Origin of the sequence: Parasphingorhabdus sp. SCSIO 66989 (assembly GCF_032852305.1) — a bacterium.
Taxonomy (GTDB): Bacteria; Pseudomonadota; Alphaproteobacteria; order Sphingomonadales; family Sphingomonadaceae; genus Alterisphingorhabdus; species Alterisphingorhabdus coralli.
On record NZ_CP136594.1, the window covers coordinates 1,203,524 to 1,222,426 of the forward strand.

At 57.2% G+C, this 18,903-nt stretch carries 19 protein-coding genes; 15 read left to right on the forward strand and 4 right to left on the reverse strand.

Going from position 1 to position 18,903, the window contains the following annotated elements:
• Positions 1-102 precede the first annotated feature (102 nt).
• Positions 103-765, reverse strand: a complete 663-nt coding sequence (locus tag RB602_RS05580) for an SDR family oxidoreductase (protein ID WP_317083706.1) — start codon at positions 763-765, stop codon at positions 103-105.
• A 106-nt stretch (positions 766-871) separates the two neighbouring features.
• On the opposite strand from RB602_RS05580, the gene ispG reads away from it, so the two are divergent.
• The 12 genes from ispG to RB602_RS05640 all read left to right on the forward strand — a co-directional run bounded on the left by ispG (position 872) and on the right by RB602_RS05640 (position 10,174).
• A complete protein-coding gene (gene ispG, locus RB602_RS05585; RefSeq protein ID WP_317083708.1) occupies positions 872-2,041 on the forward strand; it encodes a flavodoxin-dependent (E)-4-hydroxy-3-methylbut-2-enyl-diphosphate synthase in 1,170 nt (389 codons plus the stop codon).
• Between the two features lie 18 nt (positions 2,042-2,059).
• Entirely contained in the window at positions 2,060-2,842 is a 783-nt protein-coding gene (locus RB602_RS05590) for a hypothetical protein (RefSeq protein ID WP_317083709.1), read from the forward strand.
• Between the two features lie 98 nt (positions 2,843-2,940).
• Entirely contained in the window at positions 2,941-3,444 is a 504-nt protein-coding gene (locus RB602_RS05595; RefSeq protein WP_317083710.1) for a hypothetical protein, read from the forward strand.
• 33 nt (positions 3,445-3,477) lie between these two features.
• On the forward strand, positions 3,478-3,750 hold the full coding sequence (locus RB602_RS05600; protein ID WP_317084438.1) for a ribbon-helix-helix domain-containing protein: 273 nt from the start codon (positions 3,478-3,480) through the stop codon (positions 3,748-3,750).
• The gene (locus tag RB602_RS05605; protein ID WP_317083711.1) at positions 3,750-4,049 is read left to right on the forward strand and encodes a type II toxin-antitoxin system RelE/ParE family toxin; all 300 of its coding nucleotides are present in this window, start codon (positions 3,750-3,752) and stop codon (positions 4,047-4,049) included. The genes RB602_RS05600 and RB602_RS05605 overlap by 1 nt, the downstream gene beginning before the upstream one ends.
• 71 nt (positions 4,050-4,120) lie before the next feature.
• Positions 4,121-5,566: an NAD(P)-binding protein gene (locus RB602_RS05610; RefSeq protein WP_317083713.1), complete on the forward strand. Its 1,446-nt coding sequence runs from the start codon at positions 4,121-4,123 to the stop codon at positions 5,564-5,566.
• 74 nt (positions 5,567-5,640) lie between these two features.
• Positions 5,641-5,901 (forward strand): type II toxin-antitoxin system VapB family antitoxin, encoded by a 261-nt coding sequence (locus RB602_RS05615; protein WP_317083715.1) that lies wholly within the window; start codon positions 5,641-5,643, stop codon positions 5,899-5,901.
• The gene (locus RB602_RS05620) at positions 5,898-6,293 is read left to right on the forward strand and encodes a type II toxin-antitoxin system VapC family toxin (protein ID WP_317083717.1); all 396 of its coding nucleotides are present in this window, start codon (positions 5,898-5,900) and stop codon (positions 6,291-6,293) included. The genes RB602_RS05615 and RB602_RS05620 overlap by 4 nt, the downstream gene beginning before the upstream one ends.
• 4 nt (positions 6,294-6,297) lie before the next feature.
• Positions 6,298-7,209: a histone deacetylase family protein gene (locus RB602_RS05625; protein ID WP_317083718.1), complete on the forward strand. Its 912-nt coding sequence runs from the start codon at positions 6,298-6,300 to the stop codon at positions 7,207-7,209.
• Positions 7,210-7,290: 81 nt separating this feature from the next.
• A complete protein-coding gene (locus RB602_RS05630) occupies positions 7,291-8,517 on the forward strand; it encodes a GTP-binding protein (RefSeq protein ID WP_317083720.1) in 1,227 nt (408 codons plus the stop codon).
• A gap of 58 nt (positions 8,518-8,575) precedes the next feature.
• Positions 8,576-9,148, forward strand: a complete 573-nt coding sequence (locus RB602_RS05635; RefSeq protein WP_317083722.1) for a thioredoxin family protein — start codon at positions 8,576-8,578, stop codon at positions 9,146-9,148.
• Positions 9,149-9,259: 111 nt separating this feature from the next.
• Entirely contained in the window at positions 9,260-10,174 is a 915-nt protein-coding gene (locus tag RB602_RS05640; protein WP_317083724.1) for a DMT family transporter, read from the forward strand.
• A gap of 157 nt (positions 10,175-10,331) precedes the next feature.
• Here RB602_RS05640 and RB602_RS05645 read toward each other — a convergent pair whose 3' ends face one another.
• Complete coding sequence (locus tag RB602_RS05645) at positions 10,332-10,901, reverse strand: hypothetical protein (RefSeq protein WP_317083726.1); 570 nt, start codon at positions 10,899-10,901, stop codon at positions 10,332-10,334.
• Between the two features lie 261 nt (positions 10,902-11,162).
• Between RB602_RS05645 and acnA the strand changes: the two genes are divergently transcribed.
• Positions 11,163-13,838 (forward strand): aconitate hydratase AcnA, encoded by a 2,676-nt coding sequence (gene acnA, locus RB602_RS05650; RefSeq protein WP_317083728.1) that lies wholly within the window; start codon positions 11,163-11,165, stop codon positions 13,836-13,838.
• Positions 13,838-14,167 (forward strand): DUF423 domain-containing protein, encoded by a 330-nt coding sequence (locus tag RB602_RS05655; RefSeq protein ID WP_317083730.1) that lies wholly within the window; start codon positions 13,838-13,840, stop codon positions 14,165-14,167. Before acnA ends, RB602_RS05655 begins: the two co-directional genes overlap by 1 nt.
• Before the next feature lie 285 nt (positions 14,168-14,452).
• Here the strand turns inward: RB602_RS05655 and RB602_RS05660 are convergent, their stop codons facing one another.
• On the reverse strand, positions 14,453-16,378 hold the full coding sequence (locus tag RB602_RS05660; protein ID WP_317083731.1) for a beta-propeller domain-containing protein: 1,926 nt from the start codon (positions 16,376-16,378) through the stop codon (positions 14,453-14,455).
• A gap of 261 nt (positions 16,379-16,639) precedes the next feature.
• On the opposite strand from RB602_RS05660, the gene RB602_RS05665 reads away from it, so the two are divergent.
• Positions 16,640-18,226: a DUF389 domain-containing protein gene (locus tag RB602_RS05665; protein ID WP_317083733.1), complete on the forward strand. Its 1,587-nt coding sequence runs from the start codon at positions 16,640-16,642 to the stop codon at positions 18,224-18,226.
• Here RB602_RS05665 and RB602_RS05670 read toward each other — a convergent pair.
• Positions 18,223-18,864, reverse strand: a complete 642-nt coding sequence (locus RB602_RS05670) for a TetR/AcrR family transcriptional regulator (RefSeq protein ID WP_317083735.1) — start codon at positions 18,862-18,864, stop codon at positions 18,223-18,225. The genes RB602_RS05665 and RB602_RS05670 overlap by 4 nt on opposite strands.
• Between the last annotated feature and the right edge of the window lie 39 nt (positions 18,865-18,903).

The window sequence follows — 18,903 nt, forward strand, 5'->3', positions numbered from 1 at the left end:
GTCATTGCGAGCGAAGCGAAGCAATCCAGAGCGTTTCGCGTGAGACTCTGGATTGCCGCGTCGCTGCGCTCCTCGCAATGACGGCACCCTTACGATGTTGAATTACCACGGCAGAGCCTTGCCGGTGTAGTCCTTGAATGCGCCGGTCTCATCGAATGTCAGCGCATCAATCACCTGTATCAGACCACTCGCGCTTTCGGGCGTCGTAATGCTCGCATTGGGGCCGCCCATATCGGTCTGCACCCAGCCGGGGTGGAGCGTCGCAACGGTGATACCATCATCGCGCATATCGATGGCGAGCGACTGCCACGCGGCATTGAGCGCGGCTTTGGAGGAACGATAACGCATCATCCCGCCGCTATCATTCATCGCAATGCTGCCCAGGGTGGAGCTCATCGCGATCAGCTTTTTCTGCTCGCTGGACGCGACATTGGCTTTCAGCGCTTGCGCCAACATGGAGGGGGCGACGGTGTTGACCATCAGCGTGTTCAGCCAGCCCTCGGGATCATCGCCCTCTGCGCCGCCGATACCGGCATTGTTGATAAACACATCAATCGGCTGATCGCCAATCGCTGCGACAAAGGCATCGCGGCTGGCATCGTCCGCAACATTGAGCGGCAGCAGCTTCGCACCCGTCGCCGCCAGCTCATCCGCAGCATCCACATTACGCGCCGTGGCGATAACCTCATGCCCTGCTGCCGCATATTGCTTTGCCAGCTCCAGACCGATGCCGCGATTGGCGCCTGTGATCAAAACTGTCGCCATGATAGTCTCCTTCAATATCGTAAATCAGACCGCTTTAGTCTCGAATATCCGTTTGTGATCCGCTATATGGGTGGAAACGCGTAACAATGAACAAAGGTTGCCTTTAATGTCTGCTGGAAATCCTTCATTGCGTCCATGGCGCGATATTGAGCGCCGCCAATGCCGCCAGATCATGGTCGGCGATGTCGCCGTGGGTGGCGATGCGCCGGTCTCGGTGCAGACCATGACCAACACCCCGACCGATGATGTCAAAGCCACGGTCGACCAGATCCGTCGCTGCGAAGAGGCGGGCGTCGATATTATCCGCGTCTCCTGCCCCGATGTGGAATCAACCGCGGCGATGAAGCAGATCACCCGCGCCGCGCGGGTGCCGGTGGTGGCGGATATCCATTTCCACTATAAGCGCGCTCTGGAAGCGGCTGACAATGGCGCTGCGTGTCTGCGTATCAATCCCGGCAATATTGGTGGCGATGATCGGGTTAAAGAGGTGGTCAATGCCGCCAAGGCCAATGGTTGTGCCATCCGCATCGGCGTCAACGCCGGGTCTCTGGAAAAGCATCTGCTGGAAAAATATGGCGAGCCTTGCCCCGAAGCACTGGTCGAAAGCGCGCTTGATCATATCAAGCTGCTGCAAGACCATGATTTCCATGAATATAAGGTCGCGGTGAAAGCATCGGATGTGTTCCTCGCTGTGGCGTCTTATAGTCAGCTGGCCGATGCAGTGGATTGCCCGCTGCATGTCGGCATTACCGAGGCGGGTGGCCTGATCGGTGGCTCGGTGAAATCGGCTATTGGCATGGGTAATCTGCTCTGGGCGGGTATCGGCGACACCATCCGCGTCTCGCTCTCGGCCGAGCCGGAAGATGAAGTCCGCGTCGGCTATGAAATCTTGAAATCGCTCGGCATCCGCACCCGGGGTGTCAAAATCATCTCCTGCCCGTCATGTGCGCGCCAGGGTTTCGATGTGATCCGCACGGTACAGACTCTGGAAGAGCGGTTGCAGCATATCAACACGCCCATGTCGCTTTCGGTCCTAGGCTGTGTCGTCAACGGGCCCGGCGAGGCGCGCGAGACCGACATCGGTCTTACCGGAGGCGGCAAGGGCAAGCATATGGTCTACCTCTCTGGCATCACCGACCATACGGTCGAGGATGGCGATATGCTCGACCATATCGTCAAACTGGTCGAACAAAAAGCCGCCGCTATCGAGGCAGGCGAAGCCGTGGCATTTGACCCGCATGCCGAGCCGCAGAAACAGGTCGAAGCGGCGGAGTGAGGAGTGTCAAGAAAGAGATTGACCCAAGACGATTATGACCGTTTTGCTCTTGAAGATGAGCTGTGGGATGTTCTTGATGAGGCTTGGGAAACCAATGACGATCTCAAAAGAGCCAAGCTAGCGCGCGATATCCTGACCTTGAACCCAAAGGTCATCGACGCTTATTACCTTCTAGCCCTATCCAGCGGAAACACAGCGGAACGCTTAGCTTTGCTTTTTGAAGCTACACGTAGGGGACGGTTGCAGTGGAAGGATGCAATAAAGCGCCCTCGGCAGCATGACTTTTGGTTAGATATTAATACGCGTCCATTTATGCGCGCATTGCATTTCTTGGCTCTTACGCTTTGGGAAATGGATGAACGAGAAGCTGCTATATCGGAGGCAAAACTGCTTCTGAAACTAAACCCAAATGACAATCAAGGCGTACGCTTCATACTAATGACTTGGTATCCTTTGATGGGCGACTGGGAGAGTCTTGAGAAGCTTTTGAGAAAGTATGGGGACGAGTATCGTATCTACAGCGCATACAGTAGGTGGCTGCTGAATTTTCATATGGCAGAACCTACGGCTAAAGCGCTCAAAAGAGCGATTAATATTAATCCATATGTTCCTTCGCTCCTCGCCAAACTCTTAACAGGAGTGGAAATGAGGCAGGACGAGTCGAAGTCAGAAGAATTTGTGCCGGCTGGGTCACAAGAAGAGGCTTGGGAATATATCCAGTTTAGCAGCGAGCTTTGGGAAAATACTGATGGTGCGATGCTTGCCATTACCAGTGCCGCAGAAGCTATAGCGTTGGATTAATTGGCTTGTTTCGGCCCGCTTTTACGGAACAGTAATCTTCTGGTCAGCTTTGCGGCGCTACATCGGATGGCCATACATATTGTTTTTATGAGGTTTTTATGCGTTCACTCTGCGCGCTAACCGCGTTCTTGCTGCTCTGCCAGTCGCCAACGGCTCTGTCCGCACAACAAGCGGAGTCCGAGGCTGAGAGCAACAACACCGCCGCGCAATGTCGCTTTAACACAAAAATCACCTTCTATACGGTTAATGATTTTGACGACAGCAAGGTCAATAAGCAGGCGGTCACGACGGCCATCCGCGCCGCGCTGGTCGAGGCCTGTGGCGAGCAGGATGTCATCGAGCCGGAATTTCTGCAGGATTATGACAGCTTCTCGGTCGTAACCGGCTCAGAACCCGGGCGCACGGTGGTCTGGCCATGCGATGAGTTCAACAGCGATGACAAGAAATGCTATAATCTGATCCCGGAAAACAGCTTCGTCTTCGAGCTGTCGCCGTCAAACGGCTATAGCCCGAGCTCGGACGACCTGCTCTTCGCCCTACGCTGCGGCTTTGCGCCGGAGACAGTGGAAGAGGAAGACGAGACGGCCTGCCTGGTAGATTGACCAACAAAGCTTGCTTTGCTACTTTTTCCTACCATGGGAAAAGTGGAAAAAATCTCCATCGCGCTCACTGACGAATTGCTGGCCACGGTAAAGGAAGCCGTCGCATCGGGCGATTATGCGTCGAACAGCGAAGTGCTGCGCGAAGCGTTGCGCGAATGGCGTGACAGGCAGCGCGAAAAGCAGGCGATTGCCAAGGTCAGGGCGCTTGTCGCTGAGGCTGATGCCAGCGGCTATCGGCCATTTCCAGGGGTTGAAGACATTAAAGAGCGCGGTCGTGCGAGACTGCGCAAGGACAATAGCAACTGATGCCATTTGACCTGATGTGGTCGCGGGTCGCCGAAAATGATCTCGACGAAATCTGGTATTCCATCGCAGTTGATGATCCCGATGCCGCAGACCGCCAGCTTGATCGTATCCTGTCAGTGCTTTTGAAACTGCAAGACTATCCCGAAATGGGGCGAGCGCGAGACGATATCGCTCCTGATTTGCGCGGTATCGCTAAAGACAATTACCTTATACTCTATTGGGCAAACAGAAAAATGGAGCAGGTCAAGATCATGCGTATCCTCCATGCCAAGCGCGATATTGCCGGTCTGTTCCAGTAATTGCAAACGGGCTTCGACAAGCCAGATGGCAATGGTTATGACATAGCCACAACTATATGGAATCAGCCGCTATGACCCAACTCGAAACCGACTATCTGATCATCGGCGCCGGTGCCGTTGGCCTTGCTTTTGCTGATACGCTGATAGAACAAGACCCGGACTGTGATGTCATCATCGTCGACCGTCATGGCGCGCCCGGCGGGCATTGGAATGATGCCTATGGCTTTGTCGCGCTGCATCAGCCTTCTGCCTTTTATGGCGTCAATTCGCTCGAGCTGGGCAGTCGCCGGATTGATGAGGCGGGGCACAATAAAGGCTTTTATGAGCTGGCGAGCGGGCCGGAGGTCAGCGGCTATTTTCACAAGGTGATGCACCAGCAGCTCCTGCCTTCTGGCCGCGTGCGTTACTTCCCGATGAGTGAATATCATTGGCCAGATGGGGAAGGGGAGGAGCACCGCTTTACCCATTTGCTTTCCGGCGAAGAACAGACGGTTACCGTCCGCAAAAGGCTGGTCGATGCGACCTATTATGGCACCTCGGTGCCCTCCACCCATAAACGCAAATATGCCGTCGCCGATGATGTGCACTGTGTGCCGCCCAATGATCTGCCGCAGCTTTGGAAAGACCCGGATGCGGTGCCGCCGCACTTCTGTATCTTGGGCGCGGGTAAGACGGCGATGGATGTCGGTGTGTGGCTGTTACAGGCCGGAGCCTCGCCGGATAGTATTAGCTGGGTCGTTCCGCGCGACAGCTGGCTGCTCAACCGCGCCTGCACGCAGCCGGGCATCGAGTTTTTTGAGCATTCCATAGGTGGCCAGGCGGCATTGATGCAGGCGTTGGCCGAGGCGGAGAATGTCACCGATTTATTCCACCGTTTGGAAGATGCCGACTTTATGCTCCGCATCGATCCAGAGGTTGAGCCGGGGATGTTCCACTATGCTACCATCTCCAAAGGCGAAGTGGAGATTCTGCAGCAAATCACCGATGTTATCCGCGAAGGTCGGGTAGAGAGCATTGATGCGGCAGGCATCACTTTTGCCAATGGCGAGAAGCGCGCCATGCCGGGTGATACGCTCTATGTCGATTGCACCGCCACCGCGGTCGAGTTTCGCGAGCCGGAACCGATGTACCAGCCGGGCAAAATCGTGCTGCAAATCGCGCGTATTCCGCAACCAGCATTCAGCGCGGCCTTATGTGCCTTTATCGAAGCCAATTATGACGATGACAAAGAGCGCAACCGCCTGACGATGCCGGTGCCGTTGCCTGATACACTGGATCAATATCCCGCCGCCTGTATGGGCAATCTGGTCAACCAGATGAACTGGACCAGTGACGGCAAGCTGCGCGACTGGTTGCTCAAGAGCCGGCTAGACGGTTTCAGCGCCACCATTGCCAGCATTGGCCCGGATGATCACGACAAGATCGCGACCATGCAGCGCTTCCGCAAATATGGCGGACTTGCGGCGCAGAACATCCCCAAGCTGATTATGCAGGCACAGGCGGCGAAGACCGGCTAAGTCTTAGACAACCTTGTTCTGGCACCTTTTCTATACTATATAGAAAAAGGAAAGTTGCTGGGGCGATCTGGGTTATGGCATTGAGTATCAAGGATAAGGAAACCGACACTCTGGTGCGGCGTCTGGCGCGGGTGCGCGGTATTAGCTTTACTGCGGCTATTCGGCTTGCAGTAAGCAACGAGTTGCAGCGTCAGGCGCATAGAGTCGATGATGACTGGGACAAGCGTTGGGCCGCTATTCGCGCTGTTCAGCAAAAGACCGCAGCTTTGCCGGTGCTAGATGATCGCGCTGACGATGCCTTCCTTGGCTATGACGACCATGGTCTGCCACAGTGATCGCAGTGGATACCTCGGCCCTGATCGCTATTCAACAGGGCGAGCCGGAAGCAGAGCAATTTGGCAGTATTTTGCAAGCTGAGGAAGCGGTTATCGCATCCCCCAATCTGCTGGAATATTATATGGTGATTACAGCGCGCTATGGTGAGGCGGGGGCAGAGCAGGCGCGTGCCATGATCGCGCACCTGGATGCGACGATATTCCCTTGGCCGGAAGAGTGCGTTGCGCTCGCGCTTGCGGCGTTTGAGACCTATGGCAAAGGGCGGCATCGGGCAGCTCTGAATTTCGGCGATTGCATCGCCTATGCTCTGGCAAAATATCTGGGCATTGCGCTCTTGTTCAAAGGCGATGATTTCCGCCACACGGATATCCGTCCTGCATGGCAGGGGTAAGCTTGTGCTCCACGTCGTTCACCATGCCGATTATATGGCTCCTGCGCCTGAGCGCGGGACGTTCAAGTTCGACAAATATTATCTGGTGATGGACGAGCTGCGCCGCAGCGGCGCGCCGGTGACCGAACATGCGCCACAGCCGATGCCGCGTGACTGGCTGGCCGCGGTGCATAGCCCGGATTATGTCGATGAGGTGCTGCGCGCCGAGGTTCCGCATGAGAAGGAACGGCGTATTGGTTTCCCGGTAACGCCGCATATTTCCTCACGGGTGCAGCATACCAATGGCGGCACATGGCTGGCGGCACAATTGGCGATGCAGCATGGCTATGCCGCCAATAGTGCGGCGGGCAGCCATCATGCGCTGCATGATACTGGTGCGGGTTATTGCGTGTTCAATGATCTGGCGGTGGCGAGCAATCGGCTGATCGCCGAGGGCGATGCGCGGCGGATATTGATCATCGATCTCGACGTGCATCAGGGTGACGGCACCGCGTCTTTATTGGCGGGGCGTGAGGATGTGTTCACCCTGTCGGTGCATGCGGAGAAGAACTTCCCCGTGCGCAAGGCGCGTTCCAGCCATGATATTGGCCTGGCCGATGGCATAGGTGATAGCGATTATCTTACTATGCTGGAGCGCGAACTACCGCCGATTATGGAGAGCTTTCGGCCCGATTTCATCTTCTACCAAGCCGGCGTCGATCCGCATAAGGAGGATCGGCTTGGACGGCTGGCGCTGACCGACGACGGGCTGGCGGCGCGGGATCGCTTTGTGGTGCATCAGGCGCGGCGGCGTGGCCTGCCGGTCGCCAGTGCGCTGGGCGGCGGCTATGGCCATGATCAGCGCGCCGTAGCGGCGCGCCATGCGGCCTCAATGCTGGCCATGGCAGAGGAAAATGCGCGCCATAAAGGTGGTTGACCTTCGCCAAGGCAATCACCATAGAATGTGACATCATTACATTTGTGCTTTTCTCATCCGCCATGCAAGGAGTGCATCGCAATGCAGCCTGATAACCGCCTTCCTGTCACCGTTCTGTCCGGTTTTCTTGGAGCAGGGAAAACGACCTTGCTGAACCGCATTCTCGCCAATCGCGAAGGCCGCAAGGTCGCGGTGATCGTCAATGATATGTCGGAAGTGAATATCGATGCCGAGCTGGTGCGTGGCGGTGAAGCGGCGCTGTCGCGCTCTGAGGAAACTCTGGTCGAAATGACCAATGGTTGCATCTGCTGCACTTTGCGTGATGATCTGCTTCAGGAAGTGCGTGGCCTCGCCGAAGAAGGCCGGTTTGACTATCTGGTGATCGAAAGTACCGGCATTTCCGAGCCGCTGCCGGTGGCGGCGACCTTCTCTTTTCGCGATGAGGATGGCGATTGTCTCGGCGATGTTTCGCGTATCGATACCATGGTGACAGTGGTGGATGCGGTTAATCTGCTTAAGGATTATTCGAGCCAGGATTTCCTCGCTGATCGCGGGGAATCGCTCGGCGATGATGATGAGCGTTCGCTGGTCGGTCTGCTGGTTGAGCAGATCGAATTTGCCGATATTGTCATCATCAATAAAGCCAGCGAGGTGTCGCCGGAACAGCTCAAGGTGGTGAAGCAATTGGTGGCCTCGCTCAATGCAGGCGCCAAGATCGTCACAACTGATTATGGTGATGTTGATCTTTCGCTGATCCTCGACACCGGTCTGTTCGATGAGGAGAAAGCGCAGGAGCATCCGCTCTGGTTCAAGGAGCTGTATGGATTTGCCGACCATGCGCCCGAGAGCGAGGAATTCGGCATTGAGAGCTTTGTCTATCGTGCCCGCCGTCCTTTCGATCCGGGCAAGTTCCATTTCTTTCTGACCCAAGGCGGCATGGACAATGTCGTCCGCGCCAAGGGCCTGTTCTGGCTCGCCACACGCCCCTGGTGGGTTGGCGATCTGGCGGTCGCAGGCAGCCAGACGGTAACCTCGCGCCTTGGCCGCTGGTGGGCCGCAGTGCCCAAAAACCAATGGCCGCATGATGGCAGCTTTGAAGAGCATGTCGCCGGGCATTGGGACGAGACATGGGGTGATCGCCGCCAGTCACTGGTGTTTATCGGCATTGGCATGGACGAAGAGAAAATCCGCAAGCGGCTGGATGCCTGCCTTGTTGATGCGGACGAATATGATCCCGAGAAATGGGTCAGTCTCGATGACCCGTTCCCCGATTGGGGCCCGCAGACCCACGCAATGGAAGCGGCATAACGCCTATATCGTCGACTCGGCTATTGTGTGAACGAGGCCGGATAGTCATAGAAGCGGCATGTCAAACCAGAGCCTCGTCATCGCGACCGCACTTCTCTCTGCGTTTTTTGCCACATCGCTTGGCATAGCGTCGGCGAATCCGGCGCAACCGGAGTCTGCAGCGCAGCATTCCGACAATAGCCATTTAGTAGCGGTTGAAAGCGACGATGCGCCGACCGATCCTTCGCGGCCCTATGATGAAACGCGTTATGCGTTAGCAGATGTGGAGGCCGCGCTATTTCGGGCCAGAGCACGGAGGGTCAATACCATCATCGTCATGGGCGCTAATTGGTGTCATGACAGTCGTGGCCTTGCGACCCATCTTTCCAGCAAGCGGTTCGCGCCAATGATCGCGCAGAAATATGAACTGGTTTATGTCGATATCGGCAGCCCACAAGCAGGAGCGGGGCGCAATCTGGATTTGGCTGAGCGATTTGGGGTCACAGGCATTAGCGGCACGCCCAATGTTCTGATTGTCTCGCCCAATGGCATGTTGCTCAACAGCCCAAAAGACGCCAAAAGCTGGCGCAACGCGGATAGCCGCGACGCCGATGATATTTATGCCTATTTTGAAGGCTATAGCCAAGAATAGGTTCACGCGGAGGCGCGGAGACGCAGAGTTATTCCTCTTTGCGTCTCCGCGCCTCCGCGTGCAATATTTTCCGTTGCTGCTTTTTATCCTGACAGTATTACCGGAAGCAGTATGAATTCCCTCGCATCCAATCGTCTCCTCCCTTTCCTCGCCTGTGCGGGCGGGATCATGACCTTTGGCGCGATGGATGCGGTGATGAAGGCGCTGTCGCTCGATATCGGCACCTATAATGCGCTGCTCTGGCGCTGCATGATTGGCGCTTTGATGGCGCTGCTGCTTTTCCTGTTGCGACCCGGGCGTATGCCGCATGGTGAGGCATTGCGGCTTCATATCATCCGCGCCAGTGTGACGGCGGTTATGGCTTTCACCTTTTTCTGGGGGCTGGCACGTACGCCGATGGCTGAGGCGATTGCGATCAGCTTTATCGCGCCGCTGATCGCGCTCTATCTGGCGGCGGTTTTGCTCGGTGAGAAGATCAGCCGTTATGCGATTATTGCCTCGCTGCTGGGGCTGGCTGGCGTGGTGGTGATTGTTATCGGCAAGCTGGGTGAGGATTTCTCCAGCGAGGCGCAATTGGGCATCGCCGCAATCCTTGTTTCCGCGTGTCTTTATGCCTGGAACCTGATCTTACAGCGTCAACAGGCGCAGATTGCGCGGCCAGAAGAGATCGCGCTTTTCCAGAATGGCATCGTTACCTTCTGGCTCGCACTGTTTGCGCCATGGTTTGCGGTTTTTCCGGTGCAAAGCGTGATGCCGCTGATTGGGCTGGGCGCATTATTGTCGATCGTCTCGGTGCTGCTGCTCAGCTGGGCCTATGCCCGCGCCGAGACACAGGCGCTGGTGCCCATTGAATATAGCATGTTCCTGTGGGCCGCGCTTTTTGGCTGGCTGTTCTTCAACGAGCCGCTTAGCGAAACGGTAATTATCGGCACCGTGCTGATCGTCGCGGGGTGCCTTTTGGCCACACGCAACCAGCCGCATGAACATGAATCGCCGGAGACACTGGACGGGCAGGTCTCCGGTTAGCGCATGATCCACGTCGATTGAAACGATTGCGTCATTGCGAGCGACCGAAGGGAGCGCGGCAATCCAGAGCCACTAAGCACGGCCCTGGATTGCTTCGTCGCTGCGCTCCTCGCAATGACGACTCAATCAGGATGAACTGGACTCTAGCAACGATCCCTTAACGCACCACGGCGCGGAAGGTCAGCTTGCCTTTTTCGCCCGGTGCGATCGGTTTGGGGAACGTCCAGCGAATATGGGTGACATCGGCGGGCGCTGCCGAGCGGGTTACCGTAGTGGTCGCGGCGGCATCTTCATCGCTGCGGTCTGCGGCGACGGTCAGCTCATTCAGCTTGCCCCAGGTCTTGCCATCATCGACCGATACTTCGGCCCAGTCTTCGTCGACAGAGACAAAGGCGAGGGCAGGGTGGATCGGGTTGGTGGTGACAAAATTGGACGCGGCCTGGCTTCCGGTGTTCTGGTAGCTGTTGACAATAACCACGCGATCACCCGGTACAACCGGAGCCGAATTGGGATCGCTCAATACCGTTTTTTGTTGGCCGTTGGCGTCGGTCTCGACACGCTCTACCTTGATTTCGCTGGTGGTGCTGACATTGCTGTTCGCGCTTTGCGCCTTTGCTTCGCTGGTGCCAACAAGGCTGCCGCCAAAACTGGCCGCGCTGAAAGCCAGCGCATAGAAAAACCCATTTGCGAGCCGCGAGTACAGGCGGCTATTGTGGATGGCTGACATGTTTCTATCCCTTTAATGCAGGCCGGATCGGCCACTTTCATAGCAGATTTAGCTGCACTATAGTTAACCAAAGGTAAACCGGATTGTAAAATGGCGCATGCAATCTGCAGCTTTTGTATCATGCCAAGGCGGCTTGCCATTGCCTCACCCAGACCCTTGGGCTAAAGCGCGCGCAAGATTTCACGATTCCGGCCTTTCGTTATCGCTATGCGCCTTGCTTAGCATCCCCTTGCGAGCGGCCCTTCAGATGGAGAAACCCCTATGACCGCAGTTGGAAATGATACCCTTGGCACCCGCAAGACGATGTCCGTCGCTGGCAAGGAAATTGCCTATTATTCGCTGGCTGCGGCGGCGGAAAAGCTGGGGGATGTTTCCCGATTGCCGATGACGCTGAAAGTGCTGCTGGAGAATATGCTGCGCTTTGAAGATGGCGTAACGGTCATGGCCGAGGATGCGCAGGCAGTCGTCGACTGGCAGAAACACGCCAAATCCACTGCCGAGATTCAGTATCGTCCGGCCCGCGTTCTGATGCAGGACTTTACCGGCGTTCCGGCTGTTGTGGACCTTGCCGCGATGCGTGATGGCATCAAGGCGCTGGGTGGCGATCCGCAGAAGATCAACCCGCAGGTTCCGGTGCATCTGGTGATTGATCACTCGGTGATGGTCGATGAATTCGGCACGCCGCAGGCATTTGAGAACAATGTCGCGCTCGAATATCAGCGCAATATGGAGCGCTATGAATTCCTCAAATGGGGTTCCAAGGCGTTTGACAATTTCGCGGTTGTTCCTCCGGGCACCGGTATCTGCCACCAGGTGAATCTGGAGCATATTGCGCGCGGCGTATGGTCAAGCAAGGATGGCGACGGTGCGGAAGTTGCTTATCCTGATACCTGTGTCGGCACCGATAGCCACACCACCATGATCAACGGCCTCGGCGTTCTCGGCTGGGGCGTGGGCGGTATTGAGGCGGAAGCCGCGATGCTGGGTCAGCCGGTTTCGATGCTGATCCCTGAAGTGGTCGGCTTCAAACTGACTGGTGAGCTGGCCGAAGGCATTACCGCCACCGACTTGGTGCTGACCTGTGTGCAGATGCTGCGCGAAGTCGGCGTTGTCGGTCGTTTTGTCGAGTTTTACGGCCCCGGCGTTGCGGCACTGTCGCTCGCCGATCGTGCCACCATCGCCAATATGGCACCTGAATATGGCGCCACTTGCGGCTTCTTCCCGATTGATGACAAGACGCTCGACTATCTGCGCCTCACCGGCCGTGGCGAAGACGAGATCGCCATCACCGAAGCCTATGCCAAGGAGCAGGGTTTCTGGCGCTTCGACGATGCGCCCGAGGCGATCTATACCGCCACACTCGAGCTCGATATGGCCAGCGTTGTGCCGTCGCTTTCCGGCCCGAAACTGCCGCAGCAGCGCGTTTCGATGAAGGATCTCGACGAAGGCTTTAACAATGACATTACCGAAGTGTTCGATTCCTCCGATCCCGACAAGCGCGTCGCGGTTGAGGGCGAGGACTTTGATCTCGGACATGGTGATGTCACCATCGCCGCAATTACCAGCTGCACCAACACCTCCAACCCCAATGTGCTGATCGCCGCCGGTCTGGTGGCGCGCAAGGCGCGTGAAAAGGGTCTGCAGCGCAAGCCTTGGGTCAAATCTTCGCTGGCACCCGGCTCGCAGGTTGTGACCGATTATCTTGATAAGGCCGGCCTGTCGGATGATCTCGATTATCTCGGCTTCAATCTTGTCGGCTATGGCTGCACTACCTGTATCGGCAATTCCGGCCCGCTGCCCGCCCCGATTTCCAAAGCGATTAACGACAATGATCTGGTCGCCGCTTCGGTGCTGTCGGGCAATCGTAACTTTGAAGGCCGTGTGTCCCAAGACGTGCGCGCCAACTATCTCGCATCGCCGCCGCTGGTGGTTGCCTATGCGCTCAAAGGCACGGTGCGTGAGGACATGTATGAAACTCCGCTGGGCACCGGAACCGATGGTGAACCAGTGTTCCTGAAGGACATCTGGCCGTCAAATGACGAAATCACCCTCGCAATGCAGGGCGCGGTCAGCCGCGAAATGTTTGAGGCGCGCTACGCCAATGTCTATGATGGCGATGACGCATGGCGCGCGATCGACGTCACCGGCTCCGACACCTATCAGTGGCGCGCCGGTTCCACCTATGTCGCCAACCCGCCTTATTTTGAGGGCATGGAAATGACCCCGGCACCGGTGAGCGATATTAACGACGCCAAGGTGCTGGCGCTGCTCGGCGACAGCATCACCACCGACCATATCTCGCCCGCAGGCGCGATCAAGGCGGATAGCCCGGCCGGCGAATATCTCTCCAGCCACCAGGTCGCGCGTCAGGACTTCAACTCCTACGGCTCACGCCGCGGCAATCATGAAGTGATGATGCGCGGCACTTTCGCCAATATCCGCATCAAGAACCAGATGGCTGACGGCAAGGAAGGCGGCTACACCAAATATGATGGCGAGATCATGCCGATCTATGACGCCGCAATGCGCCATAAGGACAATGGCACGCCGCTGGTGGTTATCGGTGGTGAGCAGTACGGCACCGGCTCCTCACGCGACTGGGCGGCCAAGGGCACCAATCTGCTTGGCGTTAAAGCGGTGATCGTGGAGAGCTATGAGCGTATCCACCGCTCCAATCTGGTCGGCATGGGCGTTCTGCCGCTGCAATTTGCCGAAGGCGTGAACCGCAATACGCTTAACCTCAATGGTACAGAGAGCTTCACCATCACAGGCGTTGCTGATCTGGAACCGCGTCAGACGGTCACCGTCGAAATGACCCGCGCCGATGGCAGCACCGAGACTTTCGAGACGCTGTGCCGCATCGATACCGCCAATGAGATGGAATATTTCCGCAATGGCGGCATCCTGCATTACGTGCTGCGTAAGCTGGCGGGGTAATGATCGGCCTAGTCGCAGCTTTATCCGCAGCGCTCGCCGTCGCCGCCGGTGCCTTTGGCGCACACGGCGCGGCGGGTGAGCAGGAAGCGGAATGGCTGCGTACCGGCGGTTTCTATCAACTGATCCACGCGGTCGCTGCGCTGGTGCTCATGGGCGTGGCGCGTGGTCCGGCGATTATGTTGCTTGTCGGCGCCGCGATTTTCTCGCTGACGCTATACGCCATGGCCCTCGGCGCGCCGACATGGCTCGGCGCGATCACGCCGATTGGCGGCACGCTGATTATCATTGGGTGGCTATGGGCGGCGTGGGTGTATTCGCGTCGCGATTAGGCTGAGAGTTTTCGCTTTTAAACTCGTCGGCAACACCCTTCGACTGCCTGCAAGGCAGGCGCTCATGATAAACTCGGCGTTACCGATCCGGGGCGAAGTCTGTTAAATGACTCACACAAAGACACAAAGTCATAAAGATACCAAGATAGCGAAACTGGTCGTCTCCTTGTGCCTTAGTGGCTTAGTGTGAAACAAAGCCTTGGCCCCGCCTGCGCGGGGCCGACGATAGGGAACTATTATTTCACAAGCTGTTGAATTTTCCTGAAAATCAGAACGGACAAACACCTAATCAACCGGATAAGGGCTAACCTCCGGCCCGTCCAAGGTTCGCTCCTTGCGGCCATAGCGCTGCGGCGTGTAGTTTAGCCGTCCGGTCTCGCGTATCCGGCCACCTTTGAGTTCACCCTCGACCAGCTCATAGCCCATCAGTGCGAAAATGCGGTCGCCCATGAAGATCGGGCGGGCATTGCCATACCAGTCGACACAGCTTGCCTGACAGCCATCATCGACCCATTTACCGGGGTCTGCATTGAGCTCGCCCGCTAGCGAGAATTGGCGGTTGTCCCGGCGCAGGAACAGCATGGCCGCCGATGACCCGAGTTGCTGCTGGAAGCGGCGTTCGACCTGACGCGCAATTGGCAGGCCCAAAGTCCCCGAAGCGCCATCGCGCGATCCTCTGTCTGGGCGGAAGAAATAGGCATGGCTGCGTGACTCGCCCTGTCCGGCGGCAGGCATGGTGAAGACGTTGGTGATACGCGGCATTTCCCCGTGCAGCGTAACCGCGCTGAACCCCAGGGTATTCTCTTCACCGCTGCCGATAATCACCGCGTCGCTGCCCAGCTTCTCAATCCGCTCGACACCATGTTTCACCGGGATAGGCACCGCATCGCCGCCGCTTAATGACGCGGCATAGGCGGTGGGCTTGGTCTCACTGCCATAGCCGCGCTGGCGGCCATGGCCATAGACGATATGGTTGCCGACAAAGCGGTTTTCCATCTCCCAATAAGACCCTTCGGCATCGCTCAACGCGCGGTAATGATCGGCGGCGATGCTGTCCGAGCCATCGCCCAGCGCATCCAGCGGTAGCTGGATCAGGCTGACAATACCGCCCGATCCGCGCGAAATTTCGATTGCGGGATCGGTGCTCTCGCCGGTAACCAGCACATTGATGCGCTGCTTGTCCGGCTCTTCAAGGAAAGAGAACTGGTTGATCGGCATTCCCATCGCCCGGATCGCCTGTGGCCGCGAGCCATCAAGCGGCAGGCGATAGAGATGGGCGTTGGTTTTGGCCTTGTCGCCGCTCTTTTGTTCGCGGCGGCTATTGTCCACCATCCAGAGATAGACCGCATCGCCTGAGACATAGAATTCGCGCGACCATCCGGCGATAACTGCGGTGGCATCGCAATCAAAATCATCGCTGGCGACATCACAGCGGGTGACGCTGTGCAGGGTGGAGACATTATCATCGGGGTCATCGAACAGATCCCCGGCGATAAACACCTGTTTCGGCCCGGCGATGCGGCTAAAGGCGCGCTCGCCATTGTCACCATTCCAGCGGCGCACGCCGGGCAGGGCATCAAGCGGCTGCTCGCCATAATAGAGATTGAGCGGCGAGTAGAAAATCAGCTCGGTGCCGATCAGGCGTGAGGCGTAGTTTTCCGCTGAATAATAGTCATTGGAGCGCAGATGATAGGCGTCTTCATAGCTCAGCTTGCCTTCATCGCTCAGCGTAAAGCGGGTAATCTCGGTGCCGCCCCGGGCATAGCTATAGCCGATCACAATCACCCGGTTGCCGGAAATCAGCATTTCATCATACCAGGAACCGCGGCCATTGGCATCGGGCGGGAAGGCATCGATATGGTCAATTGCGCGCATGTCGCCATTGGCGGTGGAGATGGTGAACACCCGCCCGCGGCGCAGCACGACCATGATATCGCCCTTGCGTTTTACGATACCGCCTTCGTCTACGCCTGCGGTCTGGTTATTGGTGATGCTGTCTTCTTCGGGGGCAGGGGTGGCGGGTTCGGGCACAGCTTCAGCCATGGCCAATTCTGGCTCACCACCGTCATACTCCCCCCATTGGTCCTTCGCCTTTTGCCGTTGCTTCTTCAGAAAGTCAGTCAGCTCCTTTTCCGACTCAAAAGCGCGCAGGCCATCATTGGAGGCAGAGGCAACGGGCTCTGCCTGCCCGGTACACGCCATGAGCAGCATCAATGCTCCGCCTATGGCCAACGCAATGGGCCTCTTATTGCTATAAATACCAGTGCTGAAAGTGAGAGATTCTGACGTTTCACGCATTTACGTTTCCTCCCCAAGAAAGCCATAAATTACAATATTGTGCATGCTTGTTACGGCAATCACTGGCCTTCGCTTGGGCGCTGGTCTATTCTTGCCGCATGAAGCGCATTTCTGTTCCTCAGCGATCCGCAATTTGCGATGAATACAGGCTGAAGCCCGGCCAGAGGCTGGTCCATGGCTGAGCAAGATCTGCAAGTCCCTTCGTCAGAGCCAACCCGGTCAGCGGTCAAACCAGCCGAGAACGAGGACAAATCGCCCGAGGCGCTGCGCGAGGCCTGGCATTGGCTGTTGCACTGGTGGAAAGACGTTGTTGATGAGGTCGATCATATCGGCGTGATCAACAAGGTGCAGGGCGAATCCGGCCTGACCGCGCGCTATGTATTTATGACCTGCATGTCGGCGGGTATCGCTATTCTCGGCCTGTTGCTGTCTTCACCTGCAGTGGTCATTGGCGCGATGCTGTTGTCGCCACTTATGAGCCCGATTATCGGCGCAGGGTTTGCGCTGGCGATTGGCGATGTGCGCTGGCTGCGTGAATGTTGCTGGGCGCTTGCGGTGGGGATACTCGTCTCGATCGGTTTTTGCGCGCTGATCGTTTTGGCCAGCCCGCTGGACACCGTGACTGACGAAATCGCGGCGCGTACCCGGCCCAATTTGTTTGATCTGGGGGTTGCCTTTTTCTCGGCGCTTGCCGGGGCCTATGCCATGATCAAGGGGCGTGAAGGCACGATTGTCGGCGTTGCCATCGCTACCGCTTTGATGCCGCCACTCGCGGTGGTCGGCTTTGGTGCGGCGACCGCCAATGGCGTAGTGCTTGGCGGCTCGCTGCTGCTGTTTTTCACCAACCTGATGACGATTGCGCTGACAGCGGCGATTATTGCCCGGCTCTACGGTTTTCGCTCGTCGCTATCGTCGCAACAGACGCTGTGGCAGTCGATACTGGTGGTCGGCGTGTTTCTGGCGCTGGCGGTGCCTTTGGCGATTTCGCTGCAGCGCATTGCCTGGGAAGCCAATGCCTATCGCCGCGCCAATGCTGTGGTTGCGGACCAATTTGGGGACAAGGCACGGGTGAGCCAATTGGACCTGGATTTTCTGAGCGATCCAACCCGGATCAATGCGACGGTCCTCACGCCCGATCTGCAACCGGATGTCAGCGAGCGTGTGCAGCGCTTGTTGGTGAATGAGCTCAACCAGCCTTTTGAGGTGATCATCAACCAATATCGTGTCGGCGTCGCCGATAGCGATGTGGAAGCCGCCGAATTGGCAGCGGCCCGCCTGCAGGCGCAAAATATTGAGGAGGACAGGCGCGTTTCCGGCCTTGTTACCTCGATGGCGATGGTCGCCGGGGTGCCGCCGGAGAATGTTGTCGTTGATCGCACCGCCAAACGCGCCATGGTTAAGGCCAAGCCATTGCCCGGAGCGGGCTTGGGCAGCTATTATGTGCTGGAGCAGCGGCTGGCCGAGATGAAGCCCGACTGGACCGTGATTATCGAGCCCCCGGCAACCGCTTTGCCTGAGCTGGAGCTTATGAAAGATGACCCGTTGCTGCCTGATAAGGCAGACTATCAGCTGGCGCTATGGGCGATCCGTCGCATTGACGCGCCGGTGGCTGTGTCAGGCGATGGCCTGGCCGGTCGCGCTTTGGTCAAACGGCTGGAGGACGCCGGAGTGACCGCGCGTTATGCTGGACAGGGTAATGCGACGCGCGGTCGGCTAAGGCTTGAATGGCTTGCCCCGGATGCCTTGGCGGACGGCGATTAAGACGCGATCCGCAAATCGGGTGCAACGTCCAGTTTTACCGGAGACTTGCCTTTCAGTCCGATGAAAATCGTATCCAGAACGATGCGCAGATTATCGTCAGTAGAGGTCGGCCACATATTCATCATGATATCGGGGTTGCAGAAGGGCTGCACCATCAGATTGATCAGCGACACGGTATGGTCAATTTCCATGTCCTCAAAATGGCCCTCTGCCATTGCTTCGGCGACGATCACCGCAAGATAATGATCGGCCAGATCAATATAGCCGCGAACGACTTCAAAATGCTGATGGCCGATTTCCATATAGCTTTCGAACAGCTTGGGATCATCCTCAAAACGCGCACGTTTGATCGCCAAGCGGTTTGCGAAAAAGGCAAACATCTTCTCTTTGGCGGGCAGCTCGGAGGCGATAGTCTCCTCCATCAGCGTGTTCAGCTCTTCAAACCAGCGACCGGCCATCGCCTCATAAAAGGCCTCTTTCGATTCAAAATAGCGATAGAGGTTCGACTGCGACATGCCGCAGGCTGTGGCAATTTCGGATACGCTGAAGTCAACTGCACCGCGCTGGCGGATAAGCTCTTCGGCGGTTTCCATGATGCTGTTGCGGATTTCATCCGCATCTAGCTGTGGACGTGGCATTTCTATACTCCCTTGGCGCTAGGCTGTTCGCGCATTCCC